We start from the raw sequence: 15287 nt of genomic DNA on the forward strand, positions 1-15287 counted from the left end.
CGCGGTTGGGTCAGATCTGATCGAGATAGCGTTCGACCAGCCCGACTGACGTCTGCGGATAGCTGCGTGCCGTCGCGGCGTCCAGGCCGTCGCGCACCAACAGTCGGGCGAGGCGGTTGTTGATCAGCGACAGGACGAAGGCAGCCACCAGTTGGTAGTAGGCGATGTCGCCGGTCAGTGTCCCGCCGAATTGCAGGTAGCGCCTAACGAATTCGTCGTCATCGGGTACCCCGGGCAGCCGGGCAAAGCCCAGCGATTCGCAAAGAAAGCGCTCGAACATCAGCCACCAACCCAGGTCGATGTCCGGCGGCCCGGTGCCCGCCGTCTCCCAGTCGAAGAGCGCGACCACTGACATGTCATCGTCGAAACACATGTTCCCGACCCGCGCGTCGCCCCACACCACGGTTTCGGCATCGGTGTCGGGCGTCGAATCCCGGATCACCCGCAGCGCCTCGGCGAGCGTGTCCGCGCCCACCATCAAGTCGGTGCGACACCAGTCGTACCAGCCGGCAAGTGTGTCGAGGTAGCGTTGCAACGCCGTGCGGGTGCGGTCGGCTTCGCCACGGAGGAAACGCAATGTGTCGGGGTCGTCGACCCGCTGCAGTTGGACGAGTGCGCGTAACCCGTTGTCGCACAGTAACCCCCGCTCAGCGGCGGACAGGTCGACGGTCCAGCCCCGCTTGTGCCAACTCGGAACGTCCGACGGTGTACGCCCCCGGACTCGGCGCATCACATAGAACGGCGATCCCAGGACAGCTGCATCGCGTTCGATGCCGACGATGTTCGGAACTGGAATGCCCTGCGCGCCAAGTCGTTGCATCACTTCGGCCTGTCGCGGTGCGTCCGTCACGGTGAACAACTGGTGGTCCTCGGCCTGTGCGCGCAAAACGAGATCCTCGGCGTGCCGGACACCGACTGGGTCGATCCAGGCGGCGGTAAAGTAGACCGTTCGCCCGGAGTAACCGGCCTGCGGGGCGATGAACTCGGAGATCTCGAAGGCTGTCGCTTCAGCGGCTGCCAGCCGGGGAGGCAGCCAGTTGTGCAGCACCTCACCCACCTGGTCGCCGACGTCGCCGCGTGTCGACGTGTACGCCATCAAGAACCCCTTGCCAACATTCTGAACACTACTGTCAGAATAGCGGTCATGGATGACAGCCGGTCTAGTAGTCCAGCGCTCGGGGCCTACGTGCTTCCCGGACGTGTGATCGATCCCGGCGCCGTGGTCGACCAAGCACAGGCCGCCGAGCGCCTCAGCCTGCGCACGATATGGCTCAGCGAGCGGTGGGGAACCAAGGACCTCGGGGTTATTACAGGCGCGGTCAGCCAGGTCACGTCGAAAATCCGAATCGCCGCGGGCATAACACATTTGCAATCACGACATCCCGCATTGCTGGCATCGCTGGCGATGACGGCTCAGGCGCTCTCGGGCGGGCGATTCATCCTCGGCGTCGGACGCTCGGTCGACGCCATGTGGGCGGCCGTCGGGCTACCGCGCTCCACCAATGCGTCAATCGTCGACCATGCCGACATTTTCCGGCGTCTGTGCCGTGGAGAGAAGGTGCGCTACGACGGTCCCGCCGGAACCTTTCCGTCATTGCGGCTCAACGACTTACCCGATCAGCCGGTGCCGCCGATGGTTTTCGCGGCGATCGGGCCCAAGGGCCTGGAGCTTGCGGGTCGTCAGTTCGACGGGGTGCTGCTGCATCCGTTCCTGACGACTGCCGCCGTGCGACGATCGGTCGAGGTCGTGCGCGGCGCCGAACGAGCGGCCGGGCGGCCGGCCGGAAGCGTCCGGGTATACGCCACCGTCGTGGTGGCATGCGAGCTTCCCGCCAAAGAGGAGCTCGCGGTGGTCGGGGCACGGGCGGTGACCTACTACCAAATCCCCGGCTTCGGAGAACGGCTGGCTGCAGTCAACAGATGGAATCCGGAGCCGTTGACGCGGTTGCGATCTCATCGGTTGCTCGCCGGGGTCAAGGGCTCGGCAGACTCCGTGCTCACCCGCGAGGAACTGGTCGAGGTGGCATCGGTGTTGCCTTCGGCTTGGACCGACGAGGCGGCGGCGATCGGGTCGGCACGTTCCTGCCACCGGGTGTTCGAACGCTACCGGGACGCCGGTGCCGACGAACTGGTCCTGCACGGCAGCACTCCCGACCGGTTGGGTTGCCTCTTCCCGCCGACAGCCTGAGGCCCCGTCCCGAAATCAGTTGAGCATCGAGCGGTTCGTCGGGCTCGATTCCATGGAATTACTCGGTGCCCCAATACCATTGAGCGTGGCATTAGCTCAGGTTTTGAGGGTCGGGGTGAGCGCTGCCTGAAGGATGCGGGTGTCGCTGGTCGCAATGATGAGGTTTCGCCTCGCGGCCTGTGCCACGATCACTCGGTCAAACGGGTCACTGTGGTCCCATGGCAGGCGGCCCGCGAGGATGGCGTCTGCCGCATCGATCGGAAGTTCGGTTGCTGTCATGTCGGCAAGGATGTCCGACCACGCCGACAACAGCGGGTCGCCGTCAAGTCGCCCCAGACGAGTTTTGATCGCGATCTCCCACGCAGAGGCAGCCGACACGCTGACTTCCGTGCTGGGCTCGCTGAGAACCTCGCGGGCCGGCTTGGAGATTTTCTCCGGCCGGGCCACCAACCAGAGCAACGCATTTGTATCCAGCAGTACGGCAGAAGGCGTCGGGTCCGACGAAGTCACGAATTGCCCTCCCAGGCCGCAATTTCCGATGCAGGCAGGGGATCATCGAATGTACCGGGTACGGTAAGTGCCGGTAGTTGACCGAACCGCCTTGGACGCGACTGCACCGGCATCAGCACTGCCACCGGCCTGCCATGGTTGCTGATCGTGATCGAGGCGCCGGTGCGCTCGACTTCTGCTAGCAGTGAGTTCAGCTTGGCCTTGGCCTCCGTACTCGAAACCGTCTTCATCTGCCCAGGCTAGCATCGAATAGCCTAGTCGAACTAGTTGCACTAGTGCGATCATCGGGTCACTCCGACAGAGGTCAGTGCGACCGGACACCGAAGTCGATGTCGCGAATACCGAAGAACGGTGTGAAGCCGTCCTTGCCCAGCCATGACGGGGCGGCCTGGTGGCCGGGCTCAGGACGCGCCCAATCCACCCAGGAGCCCCAATCGTCACGACGGAGCTTCTGCCCGAGCGTCTGTGCGTGTGCGGCCTCGGCGGCCGCGTAGCGAGCAGCGAAGCCCTTCATCTCGGGAAGCAGCCAGACGTCCTCCTCGGATCGCCATTTACCGCCGCCGGCGTACTCGATGAATTGATACGACGGGAAGTCGATCGGCGGTGCGCCGGGCTCGGGGTTGTCGGCGCGGTTGAACACCTTGTAGGCGACGCGCACTCCGTCGACCACGTACCAGACGAGCGGGCTGTAGACCTGTGGTGCGGCACCCATCGTTCCCTCGAGGAATCGGGTGATCTCGTCCGGCCCGGTGAAGGTGCCGTAGAAGTGGTCGAAGTACGTTGCGTCGTCGGTGAAAAGGGCGGCCCAGGCCTGCCAGTCCTCGAGCACCGGCCCAGTCATGAAGTAGTGCCGGAATTCCCGCTCGACTTCCGCAGTATCTGGCATCGCGGTCACCCACCCAGCCGCAGGCCGGTGTTTCGGGTGCCGAACACGTCGGTGGCGATGATGACCCCGAGTGTATTTGCGTCCCAACGCTTCTGATTATTCGAGACCGATGCCACCGGATGCCAGCCCTTGAGCAGCTGGAGATGCTCGCCGATCGCGCGGATCACCTGCCCGCTGACGTGGCCGGCCTCGGGGCTGGCCAGCCAGGCCACCACCGGTGAACCCAGTGACGGGTCCTTGGGGTCGAACTCGTTCTCGGTGCGCTCGTCGGGCTCGATCGGCGCCGCCGCACCCGGCATTGAGGCCGACATCCGGGTGCGTCCACCCGGGCTGATCGCGTTCACGGTGGCACCGATGGAGGCCAACTCCAGACTCAACGTCTGCGTCAGACCGACGATCGCCGCCTTGGCCGCGCTGTAGTTGGTCTGGCCGAAGTGGCCGTGCAGACCGGCGCCAGAGGTGGTGTTGATGATGCGGCCATAGACCTTGGCGCCCAGTTCCTTGGATTCTTCGCGCCACTTGCGGGCGACGGCTCGGCTGGTGAGCCAGCTGCCGCGGACGTGTACCCGCATCACCAGGTCGAAGTCGTCGACGGTCATGTTCCAGATCGCCTTGTCGCGCACGATTCCCGCGTTGTTCACCACGATGTCCAGCCGGCCCAGCTGTGAATAGGCCCGCTCCACCGCGAGGTCGACCTGCTGCTCGTCGCCGACGTCGCTGAAGTCGGAAATCGCAGCGCCACCGCGGCTTTCGATGATCGCCACCACCTCGTCGGCCACCTTCCCGGTACCCTCGCCGGACAGGCTGGTGCCCAGGTCGTTGATGATCACGGTGGCGCCGTGCTTGGCCAGTTCCAGTGCGTGACCGCGGCCGATGCCGTGCCCAGCCCCGGTCACCAGGGCGACTTTGCCGTCGAGTAGTCCGGTCATGGGCTCTCCTCGCATGGTGTGAAGACGGTCAGATACGGGCTTTCGGGATCGGCCTCGTCGACTGGCCGGAAGACGGCGGTGACCGGCATTCCGACCCGAAGAGCCTCAGGGTCCGCGCCTTCGATCGTTGTCATCAGCCGCGGGCCTTCGGCGAGTTCGACGATCGCAGCCACATACGGCAGTCGCTCCTTGAACGGCGCCAAATCGTTCACGTAGACAGTCGAATACGTGTATAGCGTTCCGCTTCCGCTGGCCGCTACCGGGTGCACGTTCTCGCTCCAGCAGTACGGGCAGAATGGCCGCGGATAGTGGTGCACCCTGTCGCATGCGGCGCACTCGGCGATCAGTAAGCGCCCGCGCCGGGCGGCATCCCAGTAGGGAGCGCTTGCCGCGTCGATGGTGGGGATGTCAGCGCGAGCCATCGCTACCACCCGGTGAATTCAGTGGGTCGTTTCTCCACGAACGCCTGCACGCCCTCCGTGGAGTCGTGCGAATACGACTGGATCTCCTGTGCCATCGCCTCGGCCACGAACGCACCCGACCTGTCGGTATCGGGGGAGTCGTTGAGTAGCCGCTTGGTGAACGCGATCGCGGACGTCGGCGCTCCCGCCAGCCGCTCGGCGAAGTCGGCGACCGTGGCGTCGAAGTCGGCGGCGCTGACCACCCGGTTCACCAAGCCCAGCGTCAATGCCTCGGCGGCTGAGAGCCTTTCACCAAAGAACGCCATTTCCTTGGCCTTCTGCATGCCGATGCGGCGGGGCAGTAGGTAGCAGCCGCCCCCGTCGACGACCAGCCCGCGCTTGACGAATGACTCGGCAAAGTAGGCGTTTTCGGTGGCGATCACCAGATCGGAGGCGTACACGACGTGGGCTCCCAGCCCGGTCGCCGCGCCGTGCACCGCGGCGATCACCGGTTTGTTGCAGTCCAGCACGCTGGCCACCAGCTTCTGGGCCCCGTTCATGATGCGCCGGGTCGGCTCCAGCACCCGTTTCTCGCCCTGCGCGCGCCGTTCGGCGAGCGAGGCCACGTCGGCGCCGGAGCAGAAGTGCTTTCCGTTGGCGCGCAGCACCACTACGCGCACCTTCTCCTCGGCGTCGGCGGCGGCCAGCAACGCGATGACCGCGTCGCGGTCGTCCGGACGTACCGCGTTGGCGGCTTCTGGCCTGTTCAGGGTGATCGTCATGACGCCGTTTGCGATGTCGGACAGCACCGCTGCCTGTGTGCTCACGGTGTGTAGCCGGCCTTCAGGTGTTTGACGCCGTTGACGAAGTTCGACCTCAGCATGACCGGTTCGCCCGCCGCAGTGATATCGGGGTAGCGCGCGTAGAGCATCTTGAACGCCACGTTCAATTCCAGCCGGGCCAGGTGGGCGCCCAGGCAGAAGTGCGGTCCAGGACCGCCGAAAGCGATGTGGTTGTTCGGTTTTCGTGTGATATCGAAGGTCTCCGCATCGTCGAATACCGCGGGGTCGCGGTTAGCGGCGGGATACCAGACCACGACCTTGTCACCGGCGTTGAAAGTATGCGTCACCTCGCCCTGCGGGTCGGTCAGCGTTACGCCGTCGCGGGTCACCGTGCGGCGGAAGTGGATCACCGGGCTGGAGTACCGCAGGATCTCCTCGATCGCAGTGGGCGCCATATCGTCGTAGTTCGCCAGCAGCCGGTCGCGCTGGTCGGGGTGCGCGCTGAGAATCAGCAGCCCGTGAGTCAGCGCATTGCGGGTGGTCTCGTTGCCCGCGCCGAGCAGCAGGATGAAGAACTTCGCCAGCTCCTGAGGGGTCAGGTTTTCCTCGTCGGAGGTGACCAGCTTGCTTATCACGTCGTCGCGGGAACGGGCGATGCGGTCCTCGGCGATTTGCTTGAGCAGGTCGATCAACTGCTCACTGATCTCGGTGACGGCGGCCCCAATCCCCGCGACGGTCTGGTCGGGTACGTACTCGGGATCCGAGGCGCCCAACACGATGTTCGTCGCCCGCAGGATGAATTGTTCGTGTTCGCGCGGCACGCCGAGCATGGTGTCGATGATGCGCAAGGGCAGCAGCGTGGCGAACGACGAGACGAAATCGCACTCACCCGAACGCGGCATCTCCTCGAGAATCTCGGCGGTGGTCTCTTCGGCCAGACCACGCAGCTCGGAGAGTATGCGCGGGGTGAAGCCGCGCGAGACGATCTTGCGCAGCCGCATGTGTTCGGGGTCGTCCATGTCGATGATGGAGCCGCGGTATTCGCGCATCTCGGCGGTCTGATCGAAGATCTGGGTGCCCTGCCCGGAACTGAACTCGTCGGGGCGGCGGCTGATGTCGACCACGTCTCGGTGCGCGCCGACTGCCCAGAATCCACGGACGCGGGGCGAGCCGGGTCGGTTGGTGCGGACGAACACCGGACCGCCCGCTTCGCGAAGGCGTCGGTAGAGCTCACTTCGGTCGGCCGGACGTTCCTGCCACCACTGCAGGTCGATCAGCGGAGCGAACTGCTGCTCGTCAGTGTCGATGGCGCTCACAGCAACCGATTCTGGCACTCATGTCACTTATAGGCAACGCCGGGGTGCTGGATCAGGTCGGGCAATAGCCCGGTATTCGCTCGTCGAGCTCAGGAGTTATCTAACATTGGTGTCACTACCGCTGGATGGACGAGGAGAGCACATGACGTTGCGGGTTGGCATCATCGGCGTGGGGTGGGGTGCGCACGTGCAGGTTCCCGGTTTCAGGGCGGCCAAGGGCTTTGAGCCCGTCGCGCTCTGTGCGCGCACACCCGAACGTCTGGAACGCGTGGCAGGCAGGCTGGGTATCGACCAGACCTCCACCGACTGGCAGTCGTTCGTCACCCGCGACGACCTCGACGTCATCTCGGTCGCGACTCCCACCGTGCTGCACCACGAGATGACGCTCGCCGCGCTGGCGGCGGGTAAGTCCGTGCTGTGCGAGAAGCCGCTGGCGGGTGACCTCGACGCGGCCCGTCAGATGGTGCGCGCCGCGGCGGATGCCAGACTGCCCACCGCCTGCTGCTTCGAGAACCGGTGGAACCCGGACTGGTTGGCCGTCGCGGACCGGGTGCGTTCGGGCTTCCTCGGGCACCAGTACCTCGCGCGGGTCAGTCGCAGCGCGTCCTATTGGCATCCGAGCCATTCGCTTCAGGCCCATTGGATGTACGACCGCGAGCAGGGCGGCGGCTATCTGGCCGGCATGCTGGTGCACGATCTGGACTTCCTGTGCAGCCTGCTCGGCCGGCCGGTGTCGGTGTGTGCGGAAGTGCGCACCAGCGATCCGGTCCGCGAACTGCCTGACGGGGGGACCCTCGACGTCACCGCCGACGACACCGCGGCCCTGCTAATCCGGATGGAGTCCGGTGTAACTGTCATTTTGAGCCTCTCGGTGATGGGTGCACACGCCGATCACTACCGCCTCGAATTGTTCGGCTCCGACGGCACTATCATCGGCGACGGCGACTTACGTTCCGCGGCATACAGTCTCGGCGCCGCCACCGATGCGGGATTGACTCCCCTGACGGTCGACGAACGCGAACCGGCGCACCCCGAGCGGTTGCCTGCGGGCCTGGCGGGCCACGCCAGCCGCGCGATGGCGCTGATGCTGCAGGATTGGCTGCCCGCATTCGACGGCGCGCCGAGTACCGCGGCCACGTTCGAGGACGGGCTGCTGTCGATCGCGGTGATCGACGCAGCGCACCGCTCGTCCGAAGGCGGCGGCTGGGAACCCGTACAGGCTGCCCAATGAGAGGTGGGCCATCGATTAAGCATCTCGACGACATACCGGCCGAGGAAATGCTGCGTTATGAGTTCGCAGATGGTCGCACGGCGTCGATCTGGGAGAAGTGGATTGAACTGTCTCCCCGTTACTTCGCGTTCTGGAACAAGTGGGACCCTGGTGCCATTTCCTCACAGCACGGTCACACCGGCGATCACAGCAACTTCATCCTGTCCGGCGAAATCCGTTGCGGTGACGTGGTCGCCCGCGCCGGCACGCACATCATGCTCGAGTGGGGCGACGTGTTCGGACCTTGGGAGGCCGGCCCGCAGGGTTGCGAGCTGTATGGGTTCATCGCCGGTGAGGGACAACCGTTCGGCGGCGATACCACGGCATACGACGCGTTGCTCGAGGCGCGTGGCGCCCGGTCGGTACCGCTACCGATGCCAAAACGCTTGCCGCCGTGGATACTCGCCAAACTCGGTGTGCCGTTCACCTCGTCCACCACCAACTGGCAGGCGTCAACCTAGCCTGGGCCGCGCGGCTGACACCCTGCGTCAGCGCAATGCCGCATCGGCGGCCGGATAGATCAGCACGCCACGGATATTGGCGCCGGCGTGCATGTCGGCGTAGCCGTCGTTGACCTTCTCCAGCGGGTAGGTGTGGGTGACCATGGATTCGAGGTCCACCTGCCCGGCGCTGTACAGCTCGAGAATCTTCGGGATGTCGGCACGCGGGTTGCCCGAGCCGTAGAGGGTCCCGATGATCTGCTTCTCGGTCAGGGTGAGGTCCATCAGGTTGGCCCGGATCTCCCGTTCCAGCATCGGGTGGATGTTCGTCACCACCAACTTGCCGCGCTTGGCGGTCATGGCCAGCGCCCGGCCGACCAATTGGCCATCCCCAACTCCCATCGCGCAGATGAACTTGTCCACACCGCGGTTCCAGGTAGCCTCAGCGACAACGTCTTTCACTTCGTCCCAATCCGCTGCGGTGTGAGTGGCTCCCATCTTCAGCGCTTCGGCGCGCTTGTATTCCGATGGGTCGATCACGGTGATCGTGCGGGCCCCCGCGAGCCGGGCACCCTGCACCGCCGCGGCGCCGATGCCACCGACGCCCGCGACGGCCACCGTGTCGCCCGGCCGGACGTCGGCGGCATAGACTGCTGATCCCCACCCGGTGATGAAACCGCAGCCCAGCAGGCAGGCCAGGTCCAGGCGATAGTGGTCCGGGATCTTCACGCAGCTCGCCTCGTGCACCACGGTGTGGTGCGAGAAGGAACCGACGCCGCACGCCAGCGCAAGGTCGTCACCGCCGTGAAGGTGGTGGCGGGCGGTACCGTCGTGAATCTGCATGCCGGAGTAGATCTTTGCGCCGAGGTCGCACAAGCTCTGATGGCCCGTCGAACACGACGGACAGCGACCGCAGGACGGGATGAAGCTGAACACCACATGGTCGCCCGGCGTCAGCCATGACACGTGTTCGCCGACGGACTTGACCACGCCCGCACCCTCGTGCCCGCCGATGCAGGGCAGTCGGATCGGCATGTCGCCGGTGACCAGGTGGTCGTCGGAGTGGCACATGCCCGAGGCGTGCAGCTCGATCAGCACCTCGGTCGCCTTCGGCGGATCGAGCTCGATGGTCTCGATCGACCACGGCGTGTTGCGTTCGAACAGGACCGCTGCTTGGGTCTGCACTGGAATCCCTTCCGGCTCAACGGATGATGGCTTGATGTTCGACGAAGCCGGCGATTCCCTCGGGGCCTCCTTCGCGGCCGATGCCGGACTGCTTGAATCCGCCGAACGGGCTGCCGAAGTCGAGCACAGCGGTCGAGTTGACTGCCACCGATCCCACCAGCAGCTGGGTCGCCACCGCCGCTGCGCGTTCTTCGGCGGCTGACCACACCGCGCCGACCAGCCCGTAGCGGGAATCGTTGGCGATGGCCACCGCCTCGGCGGCGTCGTCCGGGCCGGTGTCGTCATAGGCGATGACGACCGCGACCGGGCCGAAGACCTCCTCGCGGGCGATCTCCATGTCGTTCGTCGCCGCCACGAGTGCCGGCATGACGAACCAACCTGGGCGGTCGGGCCGCTCGCCGCCGACCAGCACGGTGGCACCGGCATCCCGCGCGCGCCGCAGGCACCCCTCGACCCTGTCGCGCGCGGCCCCGTTGATCAGCGGACCGATGTCGGTGGCCCGGTCGGCGGGATCTCCGACGGTCAGCCTTTCGACCGCGGAGCTCAAGGCGGTCGCAAATTCGTTGTACCGGCTGCGCGGCAACAGGATTCGGGTCAGTGCGGCACACAGCTGACCGTTGTTGCCCATCACGCCGCCGACCAAACCGGGCACCGTCGTCTCGAGCGGCGCGTCGGGCAACACAATGGCCGCCGACTTGCCGCCCAGTTCAGTGCTGCAGCGGCGGATGCGCGAACCGCACGACGCCGCGATTCGCGCGCCGACGGCCGTCGAGCCGGTGAAGCTGACCTTGTCGACACCCGGATGTTCGGTGAGCAGCTCACCGGCCGCAGCGCCGCCATTGACGACGTTGACCACGCCGTCGGGAATCCCGGCCTCCTCGACCGCCTCCATCAGCACGCCGAATTCGAGCGGGGCGTCGGGCGCGGGCTTGAGCACCACGGTGCAGCCCGCGGCCAGGGCGGGACCGAGCTTCAGCGCGGCGATGAACAGCGGCGTGTTCCACGGCACGATGGCGCCGACCACGCCGACGGGAAGCTGACGTACCTCGACAGTGCCGCCCGTCATGGAAGCCCGCCTCGACGAGAAGGGATAGTCGGGGGTGATCGCCGCGTAGGCACGCAGTACGCCGACCGCGGTGATGACCTGACCGAACGTGCTCCAGGATCGCGGTGAGCCGATCTCGGCGGTCGTCAGGTCGGCCAGTTCGCCTTTGCGGGTGCTCAGCGCGTCGGCGAGTCGGCCCAGCGCTGCGCCGCGATCGGCGGCGCAGACCCGCCCCCACGGCTGGAGTGCGCCGCGGGCGGCAGCGACCGCGGAGTCCACTTCGTCGCGGCCGGCGACGCCCACCGTGCCCAGCAGCTCGCCGGTGGTCGGCGACGTCACATCCAGCGTTTCGGTGTGCGCGCCCGACACCCATTTGCCTGCGACATAGCTCGCCGCCAACTCGACCATGGCCACCGATTCTGGCAGCAATGTCATCTTTCGACAAGCTGTTGATTGGTGCAGAAGCGAGGTTTCAGTTTCGGTCCTGCATATTTTCTGACAGTATTGGTCACTATGACTGGATCGCCGGACAGCGACGCCGACGGCAATTCCGGACGGCCGTGGGAGCTGGTCGTGGAGCGTGGCAAGATCGCCGAGTTCGCCGAGGCGATGTTGTGCGACGATCCTTCCTACCGCGGACCGGACGCGATCATCCCGCCGACGTTTTTGACCACCGCCGGCCGGTGGGCGCCGGCCGGTGTCCGGGTCGACGTCGGTTTCGACCGCAAGCGACTGCTGCACGGCGAGCAGGAGTACACCTTCCACTCCGGCCTGCCGATCGCGGGGGATGTCCTCACCGCGCAGGAGAGGGTCGTCGACCGGTACTCGAAACCCGGAAGGCGTGGGGGGACAATGCGTTTCGCCACCGTAGTCACCGAGTACCGCAACGCCGGGGGAGCACTGGTCGCCGAAGCCAGAGCCACCTTCATCGAGACGGCGGCGAAGTAGTGACGGCGACGACCGCCCTGCGTGTCGGCGCGCAGGCGCCGGCACGCGAGTTCGGGCCGCTCACCCGGCAGATGTTCGTTCGCTACGCCGGCGCGTCCGGCGACCTCAACCCCATGCATTACGACGATCAGCTAGCGCAGTCCGCGGGCTACCCTTCGGTATTCGCGCAGGGCATGTTCACCGCGGCGTTGCTGGCCGGGTTCGCCACCGACTGGCTGGGTGCGGGCACCGTGCGCCGCTTCGGTGTCCGCTTCCGCGAGCAGGTCTGGCCGAGCGACGTGCTGACCTGTTCGGGCACCGTGACCGCCGTATCAGCCGAGTCCGAGGCCGACCGGGTGAGCGTGGGGTTGACCGCCACCCGGCAGACGGGCGGGGCCGCGATCACCGGCACCGCGGAGTTTCTCATCCCGCGAAACGCCGCTCGGCACGACGCGGGCAGCCCGGATCGGCCATAGGCTGGAAACGCCATGTCCGAAGCCTCGATCGTCCGCAGGGCCAGCTACGGCCCCTCCAGCCCCGCCGTGGGCGCTCGCGGCGCCACCACCCGGGGGCGGATCGCCGAGGTCTCCCTGGAGCTGTTCGGCCGGGTCGGGTACTTCGACACGTCGGTCGACGCGATAGCCAAAGCGGCCGGGGTGTCCCGGGCCACTCTGTACCAGTACTTCAAGGGCAAGGACGAGATCTTCCTGGAGCTGCTCAACGAATGCGGCAGCGCGTTGTTCCGGGTGTCGCGGCGCATCGGTCCCCTCGGACCGGACGAGGTGGGCTTCGACAACCTGAACTGGTGGCTGGGTGAATGGAGCTGGGTATTCGACAAGTACTCCACGATGTTCGTGCAATGGACGGCAATTGCCTCGTCGGACACCAAGGTGCGCCCCGAAATCACCCGGTTTGTGCGGAGTTACAACCACCGCCTCGCCGAGCGGCTCGCCGCCTCGGGTCTGCAGGGCCTCGACCCGGAGGTCGCGGCCATGACGATGACCGCACTGGTGCACCGCATCAATCTTTTCGTGCACACCGACCGCGCCTACGGCCGTAGTGCCAAGAACGCGGTCGACACGCTCTCGGTATTCCTCCAGCTGATGTTGTTCCCCGACACTCCGCGATCGGTGCTGACGTCGTTGCATTTGCACGCCAGCGCTGCCCCCGCCGCTGACGTGGACGCCGTCCAGGTGCCCCCGAAGCCGGACGTCAAGGGGCTGTCCATCAGCGAGCGCACCGCGAGCCTCAGCAAGCGCGCCGTCGTCACCGTGAATGCTTTGGCCGATGCCGGCGCCGCTCAGTTCCGTGCCCGCGGCTACCGCGGCACCAGTGTCGATGACATCGTCGAGTCGGCCAACGTGGCGCGAGGCACGTTCTACAAATACTTCAGCGACAAGCAAGATCTGCTTGCCGCGGTCGCCGCCGAAATCTACGGCGCCGGAATGGCATTCGCCGACCGGATCGCCGACGTCGATCCGGTGGCAAAGAAGTCGACACTGCGGCACTGGTTGGGCACCTACGTTGAGTTTTATGACCGGTATTCGGGTTGCATCGAGGCGTGGGCCGAGGGCACCACCGACGACCCCACCATTGTGAGCATTGGTGAGAACGGTCAGGTGCAAATGGATATCGGCGCGGCCAGGATGCTGATCCGCGGACCGGGTCGGTACCCGTTCGACCCGCTGGTGTCGGCTCTGATCCTGCGTGCGCTCGTCACCCGGGTGCCGCAGGCCGCTCTCGATCTGCCCGACCCTATTGACGACGACCATCTCATCGACGTGTTGATGACCTGCATCAGGCGCGGCTTCTTCGCACGGGCGAAGTAGTCGGGGCTTGCACTACGCCGTCGTGACACCCGCGGCGATGAGGTCCTCGATCGCCAGCGTCGAATATCCCAACTCGCGCAAGATCTTTCGATTGTGTTCGCCCAGCGCGGGCACGTCGCCGATCACGGGATCGATGCCGGCCAGGGCCGCGGGCGGCGACAGCGCGGCGGCTGGACCGCCGGGCGTCTGAATCTCCTGCCAGCGGTCCCGCCCGACGAGCACCGGATGCAGCCACAACTGGTCCACACCGTTCATGCGCGCGTGTGCCACGCCCGCGCTGTGCAGGCGGTCCTCGAGTTCCTCGGCGTTCAGCCGCGCGGCCGCGGCGGCGATGATCGACTCCAACTCATCGCGGTGCGCTACCCGATCGGGGTTCGTCGCGAATCGCGGGTCGGCGATGAGATCCGTTCTCTCCAAGACGATCTCGCAGAGCCGCTGCCATTCCGCCGGGTTCTGCACGGCCAGCAACACGGTGCCACCGTCGCCGGCGGTGACCGGGCCGTACGGCGCGATCGTCGGATGCAGCGCACCCGTGCGCGGCGGCGGCGTTCCCCCGTAGCGGCCGTAATACAGCGGCTGCGACATCCATTCGACCAACGCGTCGAACAGCGAGACCGACACCGGCCGCACCGCACCGGTCGTGGCGCGGGCGTAAAGCGCGGTGAGGATCCCGGAGAAAGCGAACATGCCCGCGGCGATGTCGGCGATGGACACACCGGTGCGCGCCACCGCGGCGGGCGAACCGGTCACCGACAACAACCCGGCCTCGGCTTGTACCAGCAGGTCGTAGGCCTTGCGGTCGGACCACGGGCCGTCCTGCCCGTACCCGGTGATGGTCGCTGTGATGGTCTGCGGGTGCGCGCGTGCCACCGAGTCGGCGTCCAACCCCATCCGGGCCGCCGCACCCGGCGCCAGGTTTTGCACCAGCACGTCGGCACCGTCCAGCAGACGCTGAACGATGCGTCTGCCCTCGGGCTGCTTGAAGTCCACAGTCAACGACTCCTTGCCGCGGTTGAGCCAGACGAAGTAGCTCGACTCGCCATGCACGGCACGGTCGTAACCCCTGGCGAAGTCACCTCCCTGGGGACGCTCGACCTTGATTACCCGCGCGCCGAGGTCGGCGAGCTGGCGGGTGGCGTACGGTGCGGCGACTGCCTGCTCCAGGCTCACGACGGTGACGCCGGCCAGTGGCGCATCGGTCATGTCGCCGAGGAATTCCTGGCCGCCTGACCAGCGGCAACCGCCGTACTCGAGGTTGACGCGGCGACGGCCATCCCGGTGATCCATTCCGGCACCGGCTCGTACACCAGTGGCGTGACCGGCCGCCCACCGCCGGCGGCGCCCGCGGCAAGCCAGGTCCTGATCTCGTTGGCACCAGCCCCCGCACGGTGGTGGGCGGTGTCGACGAGCCGGACCAGCGCAGCTACATCCCAGTTCGACATCGCGTCCAACACTTCGGCGTCCCAGTCGGGACGGATCTTGGTGCGCGCTTCGGCCATTCCGTCGGCGATGATCCGCGCCCGGTCTTCGTCGCTGAGGTCGTAGGTGTCGACTTCCAGACTCGGCGGGGAGTGTGACA

The 15287-nt window shown here is 66.3% G+C and carries 17 protein-coding genes and 1 pseudogene; 6 read left to right on the plus strand and 12 right to left on the minus strand.

Translation table 11 applies throughout. The features are described from left to right. Positions 1–10 precede the first annotated feature (10 nt). Positions 11–1096: a phosphotransferase family protein gene (locus VGG53_RS16150; protein WP_331519068.1), complete on the minus strand. Its 1086-nt coding sequence runs from the start codon at positions 1094–1096 to the stop codon at positions 11–13. Between the two features lie 48 nt (positions 1097–1144). On the opposite strand from VGG53_RS16150, the gene VGG53_RS16155 reads away from it, so the two are divergent. After that, positions 1145–2188: a TIGR03857 family LLM class F420-dependent oxidoreductase gene (locus tag VGG53_RS16155; RefSeq protein WP_331519069.1), complete on the plus strand. Its 1044-nt coding sequence runs from the start codon at positions 1145–1147 to the stop codon at positions 2186–2188. 96 nt (positions 2189–2284) lie between these two features. Here VGG53_RS16155 and VGG53_RS16160 read toward each other — a convergent pair whose 3' ends face one another. From VGG53_RS16160 to VGG53_RS16190, 7 genes are all read right to left on the minus strand, one after another. Continuing rightward, on the minus strand, positions 2285–2698 hold the full coding sequence (locus tag VGG53_RS16160) for a type II toxin-antitoxin system VapC family toxin (RefSeq protein ID WP_331519070.1): 414 nt from the start codon (positions 2696–2698) through the stop codon (positions 2285–2287). After that, positions 2695–2928: a type II toxin-antitoxin system Phd/YefM family antitoxin gene (locus VGG53_RS16165; RefSeq protein WP_331519071.1), complete on the minus strand. Its 234-nt coding sequence runs from the start codon at positions 2926–2928 to the stop codon at positions 2695–2697. The genes VGG53_RS16160 and VGG53_RS16165 overlap by 4 nt, the downstream gene beginning before the upstream one ends. A gap of 74 nt (positions 2929–3002) precedes the next feature. Then, positions 3003–3584, minus strand: coding sequence for a nuclear transport factor 2 family protein (locus tag VGG53_RS16170; protein WP_331519072.1), 582 nt, complete (start codon positions 3582–3584; stop codon positions 3003–3005). A 5-nt stretch (positions 3585–3589) separates the two neighbouring features. Beyond that, the gene (locus tag VGG53_RS16175) at positions 3590–4513 is read right to left on the minus strand and encodes an SDR family NAD(P)-dependent oxidoreductase (RefSeq protein ID WP_331519073.1); all 924 of its coding nucleotides are present in this window, start codon (positions 4511–4513) and stop codon (positions 3590–3592) included. Further along, positions 4510–4935 (minus strand): Zn-ribbon domain-containing OB-fold protein, encoded by a 426-nt coding sequence (locus VGG53_RS16180; RefSeq protein WP_331519074.1) that lies wholly within the window; start codon positions 4933–4935, stop codon positions 4510–4512. Before VGG53_RS16180 ends, VGG53_RS16175 begins: the two co-directional genes overlap by 4 nt. Positions 4936–4937: 2 nt before the next feature. Next, positions 4938–5741 carry an enoyl-CoA hydratase/isomerase family protein gene (locus VGG53_RS16185; protein ID WP_331519075.1) on the minus strand — a complete coding sequence of 268 codons (804 nt, stop codon included), beginning with the start codon at positions 5739–5741 and terminating at the stop codon, positions 4938–4940. Next, a complete protein-coding gene (locus tag VGG53_RS16190; RefSeq protein ID WP_331519076.1) occupies positions 5738–7012 on the minus strand; it encodes a cytochrome P450 in 1275 nt (424 codons plus the stop codon). The genes VGG53_RS16185 and VGG53_RS16190 overlap by 4 nt, the downstream gene beginning before the upstream one ends. Before the next feature lie 142 nt (positions 7013–7154). On the opposite strand from VGG53_RS16190, the gene VGG53_RS16195 reads away from it, so the two are divergent. Further along, on the plus strand, positions 7155–8243 hold the full coding sequence (locus VGG53_RS16195; protein WP_331519077.1) for a Gfo/Idh/MocA family oxidoreductase: 1089 nt from the start codon (positions 7155–7157) through the stop codon (positions 8241–8243). Beyond that, positions 8240–8743 (plus strand): hypothetical protein, encoded by a 504-nt coding sequence (locus VGG53_RS16200; RefSeq protein WP_331519078.1) that lies wholly within the window; start codon positions 8240–8242, stop codon positions 8741–8743. Before VGG53_RS16195 ends, VGG53_RS16200 begins: the two co-directional genes overlap by 4 nt. A gap of 27 nt (positions 8744–8770) precedes the next feature. On the opposite strand, the gene VGG53_RS16205 is transcribed toward VGG53_RS16200, so the two are convergent. Further along, positions 8771–9907, minus strand: a complete 1137-nt coding sequence (locus tag VGG53_RS16205) for a Zn-dependent alcohol dehydrogenase (RefSeq protein ID WP_331519079.1) — start codon at positions 9905–9907, stop codon at positions 8771–8773. Between the two features lie 16 nt (positions 9908–9923). After that, positions 9924–11387, minus strand: coding sequence for an aldehyde dehydrogenase (locus VGG53_RS16210; RefSeq protein WP_331519080.1), 1464 nt, complete (start codon positions 11385–11387; stop codon positions 9924–9926). A gap of 78 nt (positions 11388–11465) precedes the next feature. On the opposite strand from VGG53_RS16210, the gene VGG53_RS16215 reads away from it, so the two are divergent. From VGG53_RS16215 to VGG53_RS16225, 3 genes are read left to right on the plus strand one after another with little or no spacing between them, the layout of a single operon-like run. Next, complete coding sequence (locus VGG53_RS16215; protein ID WP_331519081.1) at positions 11466–11900, plus strand: FAS1-like dehydratase domain-containing protein; 435 nt, start codon at positions 11466–11468, stop codon at positions 11898–11900. Continuing rightward, complete coding sequence (locus tag VGG53_RS16220) at positions 11900–12355, plus strand: MaoC/PaaZ C-terminal domain-containing protein (protein WP_331519082.1); 456 nt, start codon at positions 11900–11902, stop codon at positions 12353–12355. The genes VGG53_RS16215 and VGG53_RS16220 overlap by 1 nt, the downstream gene beginning before the upstream one ends. Positions 12356–12367: 12 nt before the next feature. Then, a complete protein-coding gene (locus tag VGG53_RS16225) occupies positions 12368–13708 on the plus strand; it encodes a TetR/AcrR family transcriptional regulator (RefSeq protein ID WP_331519083.1) in 1341 nt (446 codons plus the stop codon). A gap of 12 nt (positions 13709–13720) precedes the next feature. Here VGG53_RS16225 and VGG53_RS16230 read toward each other — a convergent pair whose 3' ends face one another. Next, a complete protein-coding gene (locus tag VGG53_RS16230; RefSeq protein ID WP_331519084.1) occupies positions 13721–14911 on the minus strand; it encodes a CaiB/BaiF CoA-transferase family protein in 1191 nt (396 codons plus the stop codon). After that, a pseudogene (locus VGG53_RS16235) lies at positions 14908–15287 on the minus strand (hypothetical protein); the annotation flags it as partial. The pseudogene VGG53_RS16235 and the gene VGG53_RS16230, both read right to left, overlap by 4 nt.

Origin of the sequence: Mycobacterium sp., assembly GCF_036490025.1 — a bacterium.
Lineage (GTDB): Bacteria > Actinomycetota > Actinomycetes > Mycobacteriales > Mycobacteriaceae > Mycobacterium.

Excerpts from the sequence above, each read along its gene's own strand:
- VGG53_RS16195 (WP_331519077.1), top strand. The coding sequence starts at position 7,155 with ATGACGTTGCGGGTTGGCATCATCGGCGTGGGGTGGGGTGCGCACGTG.
- VGG53_RS16210 (WP_331519080.1), bottom strand. The coding sequence starts at position 11,387 with ATGACATTGCTGCCAGAATCGGTGGCCATGGTCGAGTTGGCGGCGAGC.
- VGG53_RS16215 (WP_331519081.1), top strand. The coding sequence starts at position 11,466 with ATGACTGGATCGCCGGACAGCGACGCCGACGGCAATTCCGGACGGCCG.
- VGG53_RS16175 (WP_331519073.1), bottom strand. The coding sequence starts at position 4,513 with ATGACCGGACTACTCGACGGCAAAGTCGCCCTGGTGACCGGGGCTGGG.
- VGG53_RS16200 (WP_331519078.1), top strand. The coding sequence starts at position 8,240 with ATGAGAGGTGGGCCATCGATTAAGCATCTCGACGACATACCGGCCGAG.
- VGG53_RS16165 (WP_331519071.1), bottom strand. The coding sequence starts at position 2,928 with ATGAAGACGGTTTCGAGTACGGAGGCCAAGGCCAAGCTGAACTCACTG.
- VGG53_RS16225 (WP_331519083.1), top strand. The coding sequence starts at position 12,368 with ATGTCCGAAGCCTCGATCGTCCGCAGGGCCAGCTACGGCCCCTCCAGC.
- VGG53_RS16150 (WP_331519068.1), bottom strand. The coding sequence starts at position 1,096 with ATGGCGTACACGTCGACACGCGGCGACGTCGGCGACCAGGTGGGTGAG.
- VGG53_RS16170 (WP_331519072.1), bottom strand. The coding sequence starts at position 3,584 with ATGCCAGATACTGCGGAAGTCGAGCGGGAATTCCGGCACTACTTCATG.
- VGG53_RS16180 (WP_331519074.1), bottom strand. The coding sequence starts at position 4,935 with ATGGCTCGCGCTGACATCCCCACCATCGACGCGGCAAGCGCTCCCTAC.
- VGG53_RS16230 (WP_331519084.1), bottom strand. The coding sequence starts at position 14,911 with ATGACCGATGCGCCACTGGCCGGCGTCACCGTCGTGAGCCTGGAGCAG.
- VGG53_RS16155 (WP_331519069.1), top strand. The coding sequence starts at position 1,145 with ATGGATGACAGCCGGTCTAGTAGTCCAGCGCTCGGGGCCTACGTGCTT.